General features: G+C 62.2%; 13 protein-coding genes. 7 read left to right on the top strand and 6 right to left on the bottom strand.

What is annotated here, in order from left to right:
• Positions 1-33: 33 nt before the first annotated feature.
• Together L1C91_RS07740 and L1C91_RS07735 are read left to right on the top strand one after the other, a co-directional pair.
• Complete coding sequence (locus L1C91_RS07740) at positions 34-609, top strand: gamma carbonic anhydrase family protein (protein ID WP_234858758.1); 576 nt, start codon at positions 34-36, stop codon at positions 607-609.
• Entirely contained in the window at positions 606-1,652 is a 1,047-nt protein-coding gene (locus tag L1C91_RS07735) for a TIGR00730 family Rossman fold protein (protein ID WP_234858757.1), read from the top strand. Before L1C91_RS07740 ends, L1C91_RS07735 begins: the two co-directional genes overlap by 4 nt.
• Positions 1,653-1,659: 7 nt before the next feature.
• Here the strand turns inward: L1C91_RS07735 and L1C91_RS07730 are convergent, their stop codons facing one another.
• The gene (locus L1C91_RS07730) at positions 1,660-2,757 is read right to left on the bottom strand and encodes an AbrB family transcriptional regulator (RefSeq protein ID WP_234858756.1); all 1,098 of its coding nucleotides are present in this window, start codon (positions 2,755-2,757) and stop codon (positions 1,660-1,662) included.
• Between the two features lie 288 nt (positions 2,758-3,045).
• Here L1C91_RS07730 and L1C91_RS07725 point away from each other — a divergent pair, with 288 nt between their 5' ends.
• Complete coding sequence (locus L1C91_RS07725) at positions 3,046-4,443, top strand: dihydrolipoyl dehydrogenase family protein (RefSeq protein ID WP_234858755.1); 1,398 nt, start codon at positions 3,046-3,048, stop codon at positions 4,441-4,443.
• Between the two features lie 30 nt (positions 4,444-4,473).
• Here the strand turns inward: L1C91_RS07725 and L1C91_RS07720 are convergent, their stop codons facing one another.
• On the bottom strand, positions 4,474-5,130 hold the full coding sequence (locus tag L1C91_RS07720; RefSeq protein WP_234858754.1) for a phosphatase PAP2 family protein: 657 nt from the start codon (positions 5,128-5,130) through the stop codon (positions 4,474-4,476).
• 203 nt (positions 5,131-5,333) lie between these two features.
• Entirely contained in the window at positions 5,334-6,914 is a 1,581-nt protein-coding gene (locus L1C91_RS07715; RefSeq protein WP_234858753.1) for a GntP family permease, read from the bottom strand.
• A 54-nt stretch (positions 6,915-6,968) separates the two neighbouring features.
• Here L1C91_RS07715 and L1C91_RS07710 point away from each other — a divergent pair, with 54 nt between their 5' ends.
• Complete coding sequence (locus tag L1C91_RS07710; RefSeq protein ID WP_020975370.1) at positions 6,969-7,550, top strand: TetR/AcrR family transcriptional regulator; 582 nt, start codon at positions 6,969-6,971, stop codon at positions 7,548-7,550.
• Positions 7,551-7,657: 107 nt separating this feature from the next.
• Here L1C91_RS07710 and mmsB read toward each other — a convergent pair whose 3' ends face one another.
• A complete protein-coding gene (gene mmsB / locus L1C91_RS07705) occupies positions 7,658-8,563 on the bottom strand; it encodes a 3-hydroxyisobutyrate dehydrogenase (RefSeq protein ID WP_419178729.1) in 906 nt (301 codons plus the stop codon).
• A gap of 27 nt (positions 8,564-8,590) precedes the next feature.
• Positions 8,591-10,108 (bottom strand): CoA-acylating methylmalonate-semialdehyde dehydrogenase, encoded by a 1,518-nt coding sequence (locus L1C91_RS07700; protein WP_234858751.1) that lies wholly within the window; start codon positions 10,106-10,108, stop codon positions 8,591-8,593.
• Between the two features lie 338 nt (positions 10,109-10,446).
• Here L1C91_RS07700 and L1C91_RS07695 point away from each other — a divergent pair, with 338 nt between their 5' ends.
• The 3 genes from L1C91_RS07695 to L1C91_RS07685 all read left to right on the top strand — a co-directional run bounded on the left by L1C91_RS07695 (position 10,447) and on the right by L1C91_RS07685 (position 12,054).
• Entirely contained in the window at positions 10,447-10,788 is a 342-nt protein-coding gene (locus L1C91_RS07695) for a hypothetical protein (RefSeq protein ID WP_234858750.1), read from the top strand.
• Positions 10,785-11,105, top strand: coding sequence for a YbjQ family protein (locus L1C91_RS07690; protein ID WP_234858749.1), 321 nt, complete (start codon positions 10,785-10,787; stop codon positions 11,103-11,105). The genes L1C91_RS07695 and L1C91_RS07690 overlap by 4 nt, the downstream gene beginning before the upstream one ends.
• 70 nt (positions 11,106-11,175) lie before the next feature.
• Entirely contained in the window at positions 11,176-12,054 is an 879-nt protein-coding gene (locus L1C91_RS07685; protein WP_234858748.1) for a hypothetical protein, read from the top strand.
• 218 nt (positions 12,055-12,272) lie between these two features.
• On the opposite strand, the gene L1C91_RS07680 is transcribed toward L1C91_RS07685, so the two are convergent.
• Positions 12,273-15,278: an ATP-dependent RNA helicase gene (locus L1C91_RS07680; RefSeq protein WP_234858747.1), complete on the bottom strand. Its 3,006-nt coding sequence runs from the start codon at positions 15,276-15,278 to the stop codon at positions 12,273-12,275.
• Positions 15,279-15,403 lie beyond the last annotated feature (125 nt).

Below are 15,403 nucleotides of genomic sequence, written 5' to 3'. Positions count from 1 at the left end.
CGGCGCGGCCGGTGGGGCGCTAGCCTAGTTGTCATGCAGCCCGGACATTCGCCCAACCAGCCGTTGATCATCCCCATCAACGGGCACACCCCGAAAATTCACCCGACCGCGTGGATCGCCCCCAACGCCACCATCATTGGAGATGTTGAAATCGGCCCCGATTCCAGCGTGTTCTACGGATGCGTGCTGCGCGGCGACATCGGCCCCATCAGAATCGGCGCCCGCACGAACATTCAGGACAATTCCACCATGCACGTCGACGCAGACGCCCCCTGCATTCTGGGCGATGACGTCACCGTCGGGCACATGGCATTGCTACACGGCACCACGGTGGGCAACGGCACTTTGGTGGGTATGAAGGCCACGTTGTTGTCTCACAGTGTTGTGGGCGAAGGTGCCCTGGTGGCGGCGGGCGCGGTCGTGCTCGAGTACGGTGAAGTTCCCGACCGTACGCTTGCCGCTGGGGTGCCGGCGAAGGTCCGCAGGGAGCTCAGCGACGAAGAATCCCAGGCGTTCATCCCGCACGCCGGCCGCTATGTGGAGACCGCACGGATGCACGCCCAACAGTTGGCCGACATGGCGTCGGGTGTTCAGGAGGTAGAGCAGTGAGCATCGTTGCCGACGGACGTGAAAATGTTGGGGGCGTGACGTTGCGCCCCATGGAGGTATCCGATCAGCCGTTGCGCCAGCAGGCCATGGAACGCAACAATGACCTGCGGGAACGTCCTTTTGGGGAGGAGGAGGTCGCTGGGTTTACGGCCTTCGTTCCTCAGAGGGGCGACTATGGTTTCGTGGCGTTATCGGGTGATGACGTCGTGGGGGTTGCGTGGGTCACGTTCGGCCTGGCGCATGGGCGGTCCGGGTCTGCACAGCGCATGCCCGATTTGGTGACCCATGTGGACGAGGCATTTGCCGAGCGTGGGATTGGCAGCGAGCTAGCGGACGCTATTGTGCAGCATGCCCGCGAGGTAGGGCTGCCCGGTGTGCGGATTGCGATCGAGGAGACCAATCGGGCCCGCCGCTACTATGCGCGCAAGGGCTTCGAGTCCACCGAGGCAGAGACCATGGTCTTGTATGTTCGTACCCCGATTTCTCGGGTGGCTGTGTACTGCGGCAGTGCCCGCGGCGCCCGCGGTGATTATTGGGATACGGCGGAATCTTTGGGCCAGCAGTTGGCCGACCGGGGCATCGAGCTGGTGTACGGTGGCGGCGGGGTTGGTTTGATGGGTGCCGTCGGTACCGCCGTCGTCGATGCCGGGGGAGTTGCCTACGGTGTGATGCCCCGCGAGCTCGTCGACCGAGAGATGGCCCACCCCCAGCTGACTCGCCTCGAAGTGGTGGAATCCATGGCTGAGCGCAAGACCCGTATGGAGGAGCTTGCGGACGCGTTCATCGCATTGCCCGGCGGCGTGGGCACCTTGGAGGAATTCTTCCAGGCCTTCACCGGCCAAATGCTGGGTCAACATCAGAAACCAATGGCGCTGATCAATGCGTCCGGTTTCTACCAGCCGCTGATTGATGCGCTGCAACGCATGGTCGACGAGGGCTTCATACAGCAAAAATACTTGGATTGTTTGATCGTGGAATCGACTATTGACGCCGTGTTCGAACGCCTGGAAGCATGGCGCGCGCCGGGCACCAAGTGGGACTAGGTGGGGTCTAGTTGCGTGTGCGGGTGATTGCCCGGATGATCTGCGGCAACCACCCTGCAATACCCAGAACTCCGATCAGGCGGATCACCTGAGTGGCTGCAACGACAGCCCCGGACTGCGCCTCGTCAGAGAGCGCCAGTACGGTCTCTAACCCGCCGGGGGAGGTTGCGAGATACGCATCGAGGAAGCTGATCGACAACCACTGCGACAGTACCCAGGCGGTCGCCGCACAGCCTGCCATCAGCACCGCGATGAACAAGAAAATCGCCGGAAGAAGCCGGGTGATGCGGCGCAAAGCCTGCATGTTGAGCCCGCCGCCAGCCATCCAGCCGATACTCATAAAAGCGAGGATGCGGATGGGCTGGGGGATAGTCACACTGAAGGTTGCTGTGTCACCACCGTTGAGCGCAGCGACAGTCCACGCGATAGCCACTGTGAGGAACATCGGGCCAAGGATGGCGGGAGCCGGCAAACGTAAGAGCTTGCCCAAGGGTTCACCAACTGAGAGAACAACGGCCAGAACCACCAGCCCAGCGACAGTGGGTGCGGGGTGAGTACGCCCCGCGACGTCATGAGTCAATCCCATCAGAGGTGCCAACAGCGGCAACGAAATCGACACCGTGAGCAGCCGAAGATACTGGGTGAGCAGCACAAAGTTGACGTCCGCGCCGAGTTCTTTCGCCAGTGGTGGCATGAGGGATGCGCCGCCGGCAAGCATCGACAAAATGCCGGACTCTTGGCTGACCTCCGGGTGGGTGCGGTGCAAAGCCAAGCCGCCGACCACGCCGATCGACAAAGCCACCACCGTCGCGAAAATTCCGGGGAGGATGAATTGCAGCAGGTCACCGGGGGCGGACTCCACGATCGGTTGAGCTGCGATGACAGCGATGATGCTGCGGACGAAGGTGAAATAGTGGCGGTTTTGCTCGATCTCGCGGTGGGTGATGGCCGCGACTAATGCGGAGGCGATGATCGCCGCCAGAATCCACGCGGCGGGAACGTGGAGGTGCTGCAACACCAGGCCAAACAGCACCGACAGGGCCAGGATGACGCCCCACATCCCAGCGCTACGCATGAGGCGTGCCGGGTGCAGATCGTCGGTCATATCGCGGGGCTCCTGGTGTTGTCTGTGTGGGATTGAAGATTCATGGACAATGAGTCCATTGTTACAGGAATAAGCGTTGGGGCTCACTTTCATCAGTGAGGACGTCACTTGTATCAGTGAGTCATCAGTGAGGACCGAAATTCATACTCGGGACGATGTCTAGGGGACTCTTGGGCAGGGCCGTGAGTGACGGTGGGAATAACTGGGTGCGGGGATGCGTTAGAACTTGTAGACATATCGACAAAAGTCGATGGCTTCAACACCACATATATAGGAGCAGCAACAACTATGAGCAGCACCCCAAGCAACACTGCCGAGCAAACCTACGACGTCATCATCGTGGGCTTCGGCAAAGCCGGCAAAACCATCGCCATGAAGCGCGCTAAGGCCGGCGACCGCGTCGCACTCATCGAACGCGACCCCAACATGTACGGCGGCACCTGCATCAATATCGGTTGCGTTCCCACCAAGAAGCTCCTCACCCAGGCACACGCGCATGAACTCGTTGTCGAAGCCACTGGTGAGAGCAACCATGCGGACGCACTGAAGTCCGCCGAAGACGCACGCGACGCCTTCATCGCTAAACTCAACGCGGCGAACCTCAAGATGGCGGAAACCGCCGGCGTCACAGTCATCACTGGGCAGGCCCGCTTCACCGGCCCGAAGCAGGTGGAAGTCACAGGCGGCGACGATCGGCTCGGGCTCAGCGCCGAGACCATCATCATCAACACCGGCGCCACCACCTTCCTGCCGCCCATCCCCGGCATCGATGGCCCCCGCGTGCACACCTCCACCAGCATCCAGCACATCGATCGCCCCGACAGCCTTGTGATCGTCGGCGGTGGCCCTATCGGCATGGAATTCGCCACCCTGTTCAGCGCCTACGGCACCAAGGTCACCGTCCTCGACGGTGCCGAGCGCGCCTTCATCCGCAATGACGAAGACATCGCGGAAGTCGCAGCGCAGATCATGAACGACCGCGGCGTCACCATCACCGCCAACGCACAGGTCGAAAAACTCGAAGACACCGGGAACGGTGTGGCCGTGACCTACCGCGACGTCACCAATGATGCGAACGAAACCATCAACGCTGACGTCGTGCTGGTTGCTGTTGGCCGCAAGCCCGCGACCGAAGGCCTCGGCCTGGAAGATTCAGGCATCGAGCTGACTGAACGCGGCGCCGTGAAGGTCGACGAGCACTGCCGCACCAACATCGACGGCGTCTACGCTACGGGCGACGTCAACGGTGGGCCGCAGTTCACCTACATTTCCTTCGACGACCACCGCGTCATCATGCACGACCGTTGGGGCGTCGGCCCGGCACGCACCACCGAAGGCCGCATCATCCCGACCACCACGTTCATGGAACCGCCGCTGGCGACCGTAGGCATGAGCCTCAAGGAAGCCAAAGACGCTGGCCGCGAACTGAGCGTGCGCACCAAGATGATCGCAGACATCCCGATCCTGCCCCGCCCGAAGATCGTCGGCCAGCCGGCAGGCATTGCGCGTCTGATCGTCGACGCTAACAGCGATGAGATCCTTGGGGCCAGCCTGCTGTGCATCGACGCTCAGGAACTCATCAACACTGTGGCTGTGGCGATGCGCGCCGGAATGACTGCCACTGAGTTTGTTGAAGGCATCTACACGCACCCCGCGACGAGCGAAGTGTTCAACGCCCTGGGGTAAAGGTCCTTCAACGTCAAAGTTGCCGCTTCGCTATGCTCGATTTTTGATAGCGAAGCGCGCAGCTGACTTTGACCGACGCCGTGCCCGCCGCAGCAATGCGCGAACACCGTAGACAGTGAGTACAGTGCCGATCCCGACAACCGCGCCGGCCAGGGTGTCGCTGAACCAATGAACACCCAAATAGAGGCGATCAACCATAGCTAGCACCACCGCAGCCACACCAAGAGTGCAGTTGATCGCATAACCCACGAAACTGATGGTGGCTTGCCGGGCACGCATGACAGCAAAGATCCACGCGGTGACAATAGCGGCAACCCCTACGACGTGACCCGAGGGCATCGAGCCGTTCGTTTCAACCACCAGTTGCGTGGCTAGCGGTGGGCGCTCCCTGCCAAACAATGCCTTCAGCAGTGGGCTAAGAAGTTGCGCCGTGCTCACGGCAATCACCAGCCACGCGGCCTCAGTCCAACGCGGTTCGGTAGAAGCAATGCCTGCTGTGCCCTCCGTGCGTGTCGGGTTGGCGGTGTGGGTGATGCGGCGGGAGTGGATGTAGGCCATGACGAACCCACTGAACAGGGCAGCCAGCCACACATTGCGCGGCTGTAACAGGTGGTGAAGGGCAGTGAAGATGGTGGTGGCGTGGTCGTTGCGGTGGTGTACGAACCACTCGTAGATTGCGGTGTCCACGCGCACCTCCCGGGGATGATTGCCGGCTTGTCGAAGCCGTGCCGCTTGTCACTTTGACGTCCACCCTACCCGGGTATTCCATGCGTTCACCTTTAGCAGTGTGCACAAATTTCGGCACAGAGGTCCTTTAAAAAACGCCGACCTGCGAAAACAATGACGCCGCGTTGCTCCCTGCCAAAATTTGTGCACGCGCCCGGCAAAAACTACCCGCTGAGTCCGAGCAGGTAGAACCCGCCGAGAAGGATCGACAAAGTCAGCAGGGGTGTGACAACGGTGACGGCGGCGATGTCCTTGTAGGACTTCTTGTGAGTCATGTTGCACACCAGCAGCATGGTCAGGATCGCGCCGTTGTGGGGCAGGGAGTCGAGGCAGACGGACGCCATAGCGATCAGACGGTGCAGGGTTTCAAGGCTGATGCCCTGCTCGACAGCCATGGTGGATAGCTGGTCGGCGAAGGCTTCGAGCGTGATGGATAGGCCGCCGGAGGAGGATCCGGTGATGCCGGAGATCACGCCGGTTGCGGCAATACCCACCAGGAGTGCGTCGCCGTCGATGGAGAACATGCTGGACTTGATCGCGGTGAACACAGCCAAGGAGGCGATGACGGCACCGTAGCCGACCTCGCTGGCGGTGGTGAAGCACGGCAGGATGGCGTTTTTCGCGCCGTCGGATAGCTCGTTGAACATGTTGCGCACCATCTTGGGTCGCATGATGAAGATCAGGATGATGGCGGTGACGATTGCAACCACCACGGACCACACGCCGATGACGGAGGACAGTTTGGTGGCGCCGAATTTGTCGTCGGCGAGGTAGTCGAAGTTCATGTGGCTGGCGATCCAGTGCACGAACACGTAGTTCATGCCGATCACCACGGCGATGGGTAGCAGGCCGAGTAGGCCGCGGATTTTCCAGTTGTCGGGTGTTGACGTCGCGACTGCCGCACCGCCCGCAGCAGGTGCGGCGTGGGTGACCACCGCGGCGTCATGACTGGTGGTGTCGGTGGGGAGGGGGGAGTCGAAGTGGGAGGTGGTGCTGGTGTGGGTGACGACGTGTCCGGCAGGTAGGTGGGGTTCTTGGTCGACGCTGGGGTCGACGAAGGGCTCTTTGCTTTCGTCGGGGCCGAGGTCGGTTTCGCCTTCGGGCAGGTAGAGTTCACCGGCGGCTTTGAGTTGGCGGATGCGGTATTGCAGCCAGGCCATGCCCATGGTGAACATCATGGCGGTGCCGATGAGTCCGATGAAGGGGGCGGCGTAGGTGTCGGTGCCGAAGTAGCGGGTGGGGATGACATTGTGCACCTGGGGGCTGCCGGGTAGGGCTGCGAGGGCGAAGGTGATGGTGCCGAATGCCAGGGCGGCGGGCATGAGGCGTTTGGGGATGCCGGCTTCGTGGAAGAGCTCCATGGCGATGGGCACGATGGTGAAGGCTACGACCCAGGCACTCACGCCACCGTAGGTCAGTAGGGCGGTGGCCAGGACGACGGACAGCATGGCGTGCTTGGGGCCGAAGAGGCGGCTAATGCCTTGGGCGAGGTCGGCGGCCAGCCCGGAGGAGGACATGAGCTTGCCGAAGATGGCGCCGGCGATGAAGAGGGGGAAGAAGCTGACGATGAACTTCCCGAGTGCCGGCATGAAGATTTGTGTGTAGGTGGCCAGTAGCGGGGCGCCTGACATGACGGTTGCGACGAGTGCGGCGATGGGGGCGACGGCGACGACGCTGTGCCCGCGGTAGGCGAGCACGAGCAGTGTTGCGAGGGAGAGGATGATTCCTAGTACTGGGATAAGCATGGGGCCTTCTCATTGTGTGTCCGGGTGGCGGCTGTGTCCCATACACTGGTGTGTATGAGTGAATGTGCCACGGGTGAGCAGGGGGTGGGTTCGACGCGTGAACGGATTGTCGAGTGTGCCAGGCAGTTGTTTAGCCAGAATTCTTTTTCGGCTGTGTCTATTAGGGATATTGCGGATGCGGCTGGGGTGAGTCCTTCGTTGGTGGTCAAGCACTGTACGAGTAAGGAGCGTTTGTTTGAGCTGACGTTGGATTTTTCTGATTCTGCGCGGGCGTTGTTCGCGGGGCCTTTTGATCAGTTGGGGCGGACGGCTGCGCGTGAGACGTTGTTAGCTCCGGTTGATTCGCCTTACTCGATGGTGCGTATTTTGACGGTTGCTGGGGGGTCGGATTCGACGTTGCAGGCGATGGGGCGTCGTGTGGAGGAAGATATTTTGTCTGTGGTTGCTGAGCGGATTTCTGCAGAGGCTCCGGGTGCGAGTCCGTCTCCGCGGTTACGAGCGCAGCAGGTTGTGGCGTTGTTGACTGGGTTGTCGTTTATGCGCAGGGTGGGTGATCCGGGGTTTGATGCGTATGAGCGCGAGGAGTTGGTGGATCACTATGGCAGTGCGTTGCAGCGCTTGCTGGATGGGTGTTGACGCTGCGACGGTTGCGGTTGTGGTGTGTGGTGTGGGGTTTTAGGGGGTGTCGCAGCCCGCTTGCTCGGGTTCTTGGGACTGCGGCACGTCTAGGTGCAACGTGTTTTTTAGTTGCGGTCTTTGAGCTCGTCGAAGATGACGGAGCAGTCTTTGGCACCTAGTCCGTCGACTTGCAGCTGGCTGTAGATTTGTGCTGCTAGGCGGCCTAGTTGTGCGTCGGTTCCGGTGGCTTCGACTGAGTCCATCGCCAGGTTGAGGTCTTTGACGATGAGGTCGGTTGCGAAGCCGGGGGTGTAGTCGTTGTCGGCGGGGGCATTGCCGAGGACTCCGGGTGCGGGGCAGTTGGTGGTCAGTGCCCAGCAGGATCCGGTGGAGTTGGACACGACGTCGAAGAACGCTTGGGAGGTCAGTCCTAGGCGCTGGCCCATGACGAGGCCTTCGGCGACGGCGATTTGTTGGACGCCGAGGATCATGTTGTTGCACAGTTTGGCGGCCTCGCCGGTGCCGACGGGTCCGCAGAGGGTGATGGAGCGGCCCATGATGTCGAGGAGGGGACGGATGGTGGCGAGGTCTTCTTCGCTGCCGCCGACCATGAAGGCGAGGGTGCCGGCTGCGGCGCCTGCGACGCCGCCGGAGACGGGGGCGTCGAGGTAGCGGTGGCCGCGGGCCCCGACGAGTTCGGCGTTGGATTGGGCTTCGCCGACGGAGATGGTGGAGCAGTCGACGAAGGTTTTAGCGTTGTCACCGACGGCGTCAACAATGTCGGTGAGGACCTGTGCGACGAGGCCGCCGTTGGGCAGCATGGTGATGATGATGTCGGCTGCTTGTGCTGCGTCGACGGCGGTGTCGTGCACGGTGACGCCTGCGTCTGCGGCCTTGGCTTTCGCAGCGTCAACAACATCGAAGCCGTGAACGCTAACGCCTGCTTGTGCGAGGTTGGCGGCCATGGGGCCGCCCATGTTGCCGAGGCCGATGACGGCTACGTTGGGACGTGTCATGGTGTGTCTCCTTATTGCCTGGCGGGTGTGGGGTTGGGTGGGTTAGTCCATGACCGGCATGCTGAAGTCTGCGCCGGTGGCCATGCGGGGCCAGCGGGAGGTGACGGTCTTGGTCTTGGTGTAGAAGCGGAAGGAGTCGGGTCCGTGCTGGTTGAGGTCGCCGAAGCCGGAGGCCTTCCAGCCACCGAAGGTGTGGTATGCGATCGGGACAGGGATCGGAACGTTGATGCCGACCATGCCGACCTGGACGCGGGATGCGAATTCGCGGGCGGCTTCACCGGAGGCGGTGAAGATGGAGACACCGTTGCCGTAGACGTGTTCGTTGGGCAGGGCGAGTGCTTCTTCGAAGCTGTTGGCTCGGACGATGCAGAGCACGGGGCCGAAGATTTCTTCGGTGTAGATGCTCATGTCGGTGGTGACGTTGTCGAAGAGGCTGGGGCCGATGAAGAAGCCTTCGGTGAGGGATTCACCGTTGAATTCTGCGTCGGTGGCGCCGTGCTCACGGCCGTCGATGACGAGGTCTGCGCCTGCTTCTACGCCTTCACCGATGAGCTTGTGCACGCGGTCGAGTGCGGGCTTGCACACCAAGGGGCCGTAGGCGGCGTCGGGGTCGAGGGAGTGGCCCACCTTGAGGCTCGGGATGCGCTCTTCGAGCTTGGCGCGGAGGTTGTCGGCGGTTTCCTTGCCGACGGGGACGGCGACGGAGATGGCCATGCAGCGTTCGCCGGCGGAGCCGTAGGCGGCACCGATGAGGGCGTCGGCAACGAGGTCGAGGTCGGCGTCCGGGAGGATCAGCATGTGGTTCTTAGCGCCGCCGAAGCACTGAGCGCGCTTGCCGGTGGCTGCGCAGCGTTCGTAAATGTACTGCGCGATGGGGGTGGAGCCGACGAAGCCAACGGCCTTGATGGTGGGGGAGTCGAGGATGGCATCGACTGCTTCCTTATCACCGTTGATGACGTTGAAGACACCCTTGGGGCCGCCAGCTTCGATGAACAGTTCGGCGAGGCGCAGCGGGACGGAGGGGTCGCGCTCGGAGGGCTTGAGAATGAAGGCGTTGCCGGATGCCAGTGCGGGGCCGGCCTTCCACAGCGGGATCATTGCCGGGAAGTTGAAGGGGGTGATGCCGGAAACGACGCCGAGGGGCTGCCGCATGGAGTAGGTGTCGATGCCGGTGCCGACGGACTCGGAGTATTCACCCTTGAGCATGTGGGGTGCGGACAGTGCGAATTCGAGGACGTCGACGCCGCGGATGACGTCACCCTTGGCGTCTTCGAAGGTTTTACCGTGCTCGAGGGAGAGCATGGTGGCCAGTTCATCCATGTTGGCGTTGATGAGGCTGATCCACTTCATGAGGATGCGGATGCGCTTTTGGGGGTTGGTGGCAGCCCACTTGGGTTGGACGGATGCGGCGAGTTCGATGACCTCGTTGACTTCCTCGGTGGACGCCAGGCTGACCTGTGCCTGGACCTTGCCGGTGGAGGGGCAGAGTACGTCTGCGGTGTGGTTGGGGTTGCCGGGGGTGCGCTCGCCGTTGATGAAGTGGCCGATTAGGTTGCTCATGGGGTTTCTCCTAAAACCTGCGACATTGGGTTGGGATGTAGGGGGAGATTCATTTTTCCGTAAACGTGTCGGCGCTCACGGGATTAGCGGCGAGCGTAACGCGCGCCACAGTCTTGCGCAAGGGTTTGTGTGATGGTGAACACTGTTTACCCCCTCAGTTAAGAATGCAAACGCCCCCTAGCAGCACTGTTAATGCGCACGCTAGGGGGCGAAAGGGGGAGTCCAGACCAAGCCACGGATGAAGTAACTAAGAGGAGAAGAAGCCTCCGCCAGAACCCGGACGCCCAGGCTATTCAGGCTGCACCGGGCGAGCAGACTGGCTAGGACCACTCGGGGTAGTGGGCGCGCCGGGAACGGTGACCCCCGCGACGTCATCAATGGGAGTGGTTGGTTGCTGGGCGTTACCGCCCACCCCGCCGGGCGATTCCGATGGTGAGAATAACAATGACGCCTGTGTTCCGGTGAAGCCGAAGAGCAAGCTGATCCTCAAGAAGAAGATCATCGACAGCGCAACCGGCGACGAAATCCAGACCGACGACGTCAATCAGTTCAACCTGTCTGCGGGTACGCACACTTATGTGGTGACTGTCCCGCTGACTATCACCGCAGACCCGGAGACCGAGGAAGGCAAAGAGCAGCCTAAAATAGAACAAACCCCCAAGCACAGGAGCCCACCATGATCGTCACAACCACCAACAGCGTCGAAGGCCACACCATCAGCCAATACCTCCGAGTCGTCGCCGGCGAAACCATCACCGGCATCAACGCCTTCAAAGACCTCGGCGCAGGCCTCCGCAACATTGTCGGCGGACGAAGCGCAAGCTACGAAGGGGAAGCAGTCATGGCCCGCGAAAACGCCCTCGCCGAAATGGTCACCCGCGCCCAAGAACTCGGCGCAGACGCAATCGTCGGCGTCGCGCTCGACTACAGCACCCTCGGAGCCAACGGCAGCATGCTCATGGTCACCGCCTGCGGCACCGCCGTCAAACTCCAATAAGCCCCAACCCCATCCACAACACCGCACAACAGCGCAGCCCGCGCGCAACAACACTAGAGAAAACATCCACGTGAACAAAACAAAAACACACCAACGACGCCGCGTCGCCACCGCAATCCTCGCAACCCTCGGCGTCGCAGCTAGCGTACTGACCGCACCCCAAGCACATGCCCTCACCATCGACCCCGGAACAGTGCCTGGCCGCACTACGGTCGCCATCCACAACGACAACGGGACCGAATACGACACCCCCGGTGCACACGCACAAGGCCCTGCTGAATCCCTCGCCAAACTGCTGCTCGCACACTGGGTGCTGCGGCACGGCGTACCAGCGGACAAAGCCCTAGTAGACCCGATGATCCGCCTCAGCGACGACGGCATCGCCACCCACCTCGACCACACCTACCCCAACGCCATCCGAGACGTGGTCAACGACTACCACCTCACCGAAACAACCCCCGGTGCCTACTGGGGAGCCACCAGCACCAGCATGCACGACATTGCTCGCTTCGTGCAGGAACTCCGCCGCGACCCCGGAGCCGCACCCATCATCAACGCGATGGCAGGCGCAGCACCCGTCGCCAGCGACGGCTACGCACAAAACTACGGCACCGCCACCATCCCCGGCGTGTGGGCCACAAAGTTTGGCTGGGCCGACGACGGCAGCATCAACACAACAGTCAGCATTGGCCCCGACTACGTGATCGCTGCCCGCACCTACGGCCCCGCCCACCAGCTGACCGACGACCTCGCCGGGGTTCGAGCAGCCGCAGCCGGTGGTGCCGTGACGGCCGCCCCGGGTGCTGTGGGTGGCGCGCCGTCGATCAATGTGGGCTCCTCCAGCGTGCCTGGAATATACGGGTCTGAGTTGAAGGCCCGCTTGGCGCCCAGCGACCCGTTGGGTTTGCGCAACGCGATTCCTGACGCCGCGATCCTCCCACGGTTCTAACGGGTTTTTGTATGTGGATCACTGACAAAATCGGCGGATCGTTCCTCATCGCTGATCCTACAAATAGCGGCTTAGTGACCCTACGAATCACCGGTTAGGAACCCTACAAATATCGGCCTAGAAACCCTACAAATCCCGATTAGCGCTGGTCAAATGATATTTTTGAACAGTGAGTTTAGGTTGATCATCGCGGGCACCGGGGGCCGACCGCCGCCCCTCTATGTGCGCCCTTCGAGGCGTTTTTTGGTTAATGACGTCGCGGTGGCCGCCCATGGATCTTCCGGCCAGGGATGCTTGGGGTATCTGCCGCGCATTTCGGCTCGGACTTGCGAGTAGGGGCCGTCCCAGAAGCTGCGCAGGTCGCCAGTGATAGCTAGGGGTCGGCCGGCGGGGGAGAGCAGCTCGAACAGCACGGTCTGCCCGCACAGCACTGGTGATTCCGCAAGGCCGAAGCATTCCTGCAGCTTGCAGGAGACTTTGGGTTGGGTGGGGTCGCTGTAGTCGACGCGGTGGGTGTTGCCGCTGGGCGCCCGCCACCGTTCGGGTGCGAGTGTGTCGAGTTCGGTTGCTTGTGGCCAGGGGAGGAGTCGGCGGAAGGCATCCAGCAGGTCGATCTTTTTCACGGGGGTGCCGTCGGCGATTTTTTGTAGTTCGGGTGCGAGCCATTCCTCCACCGTGCCAACCCCGCCAATTTCGCCGGCACCGTCGTTAAGCTCGCTGACGTCTGGCCATGCGCCGTGGTGATGCCCCGGTAGCGCCTCTTGGTTAGCCTGGATGAAGGCCATTCGCTCGCGCAGTTTTTGGGCGGCATCACTGAGCGGCTCGAACAGCCCAAGCCCGTGCGTTCGGATCGCTGCCGCTACCGCTTGCGCAGCCTCGTCGGGCTGTAGTTGGACGCGTGTTTCGTTGAGGATGATCGCCCCAACTCGTCGCTCGCGGATACCTTGCAGGCGCCCCGCAGTCGAGTTGTATTCTGCTACAACTTCTTCGCTGAGCATGCCGGTCTGCTCCGCCACCCACAGTGCTTCCTTTTCGCTTAATGACGCCGCGGACCTCACTGTCGCAACTGACGTCACCGACCCGTCACCCCGGCCCGCCCCACCCCGGCCAGAAGGGTTGTGCGCGTTCGACAGGGATACTTCCACGACCGCTAGCCACTCACGGTCAACCAGATTGCTGAAACCTTGATCGCCTGTGGGCAGGCGTACCCTCGTGCCGGAAGCCAATAGGTACTCTGTACCGTCGCTTCCTTTGATCAGGCGTGCCAACTGGCCAGGGTAGGCAAAACCACAGGCCAATCCGGCGCTTACCTCGATTCCCTGTTCGTCCTGCTTACCGACCACCGTTTGTGCACCGGCCGGCACATTAGCCTGATCTCTTCTGCTTATTTGCTGCTTACGTACTAATGCTTCGAACCGCTGTTGGGTTTTGTCGATCCGCTTGCGTTCCGCGGCGGACGCCGGCACCCACCGCGCAACATCTCCCGACGGTTGCGCTGTCAACACTGCCGCCCACCTGGCCGCATCCGTACCCAAGGACAACAGCGCCCCGGCAATCCGTGGATCCGCAGGGATCGCCGCCATGCGCCTCCCCCGCGACGTCACCACTAAATCCGCATCGGAGCCACCCCCAACACCAGAGCCATCGCTATCACCGCCGGAGTCACCCCCAACACCAGCATCATTTTTGGCGGCCAACGCACCTAACGACACCAACAATGCCTCCGCCTGCTGCCACGCAACCTGCGGCGGCGTATCAAACCATTCAACCGGCCCCCAACAGGCCACCTGCAGGCGCGCATCCGTCAGGTCACGCGTGCTGATCTCAGGAGAATTAAACGCCGCAGCCTGCGCATATTCCGCCTCCGACATGCAGCGCACCACACGCCCTGATGCCTCACGTCCCGCACGTCCGGCCCGCTGGTCCATGCTCGACCGCGCGGCCGACAACGTCACCAACCCCGACATTCCGCGCCCCGCATCCCGCCGCGGCACACGCGCCAACCCACTGTCCACAACTGTCCGTACCCCAGGCACCGTGACCGAGGATTCAGCTATTGACGTCGCGACAATCACCCGCCCCACCGCGCCATCTTGCCCGCCTGGGCGTAGCGCAGCATCTTGCTCCCGTGAAGACTGCCGCCCATGCAATGGAACTACACGCGGACCACTTTGCTGCAAACTGGCTGCGCCCCCGTGCCCGCCTGTCCGTGCCCCGCCGTTCTGCAGCTCGGCGTCAACCAGTGCGCACACCGACTCCACCTCGCGTACCCCAGGGGCGAACACCAGAACGGAATGCTGTGGGTCGGCCATCAACTCTCGCGCCGCCACCTTCGCGACATGCGCCCAGAACTCCCGCCGATCCCCGGAAACTCGCCCCGGGTGGGGCGCATACTCCACTTCGACCGGATAGGTTGCGGCTGCCACAGAGATCACTGGCGCCTCAAGAAAGGACGCAAAGCGCGAGGCATCAATCGTCGCCGACATCGCTACCAGTAGAAAATCCTCCCGCAGCAGCGCAAGTTCCCGCAGCATCGCCAGCAGCACATCCACGTCCAGTTGACGCTCGTGGACCTCATCCAGCACGACCGCCCCGACGCCGTCCAATTCCGGGTCCGCAAGTAGCCTTCGCAGCAGCACGCCGGGGGTCACGAACTCCACGCGCCGCCCCGCCTGCGTTTCCCCACGGATCGCGTAGCCCACATCCCGGGCCGAACCGCTCCCCGTTGCCTGCGTTTTCGCCTCAGAATCTTTTGCTGGCCCAGAATCTTCCGCCCCATAGTTTTCCGCCGCAGAATCTTGCTTCTGCCCGGGGTGATTTTCCTTAATGACGCTGCGATGCAACTGTTGCAATCGCCCTGCTGCTGAGCGGACGGCGACGCGCCGGGGCGCAACCACCACAACCTTCTTAGCCTCGTGGCTGTTGGCTGGGTTTTCCGTCCGGGCGGCCAGGATGTTCGCGAGCAGTGGGGGAATCAGTGTGGACTTACCGGTGCCAGGGGGAGCTTCCACCACAATGGTCGGATTGGTGGCTGTGGCGCGCAGGAATTCGTCGACGCAGTCTGCGACCGGAAGACCATTGCCGATATGCTTCAGGTCGAAGGGGAACGACCTCACCCCACCCGAGCCCCCGTCCTTGCCTCCACTGGTGGCTACGCCTTTCACCGGGTTGCTGTCATTGTCGGGCTGTGGTGTGTTGTTCGCCTGCGCTTTCGCCGTGTCCACCCGCATCAGTGTACCGGCCGAGTTCGGGGTTTCGTGGGGTAGCTGAGTGGCGGCGCCGTGGGGGTGCAGTATGGCGGCCGTGTGGTGGTTGGGGTGGTGCCAGCGCGGTGTCATCGTGTGGGGTG

This window comes from Corynebacterium argentoratense, assembly GCF_021491455.1.
Classification (GTDB): domain Bacteria; phylum Actinomycetota; class Actinomycetes; order Mycobacteriales; family Mycobacteriaceae; genus Corynebacterium; species Corynebacterium argentoratense_A.
This window is presented reverse-complemented; position numbering and strand designations above follow the sequence as displayed.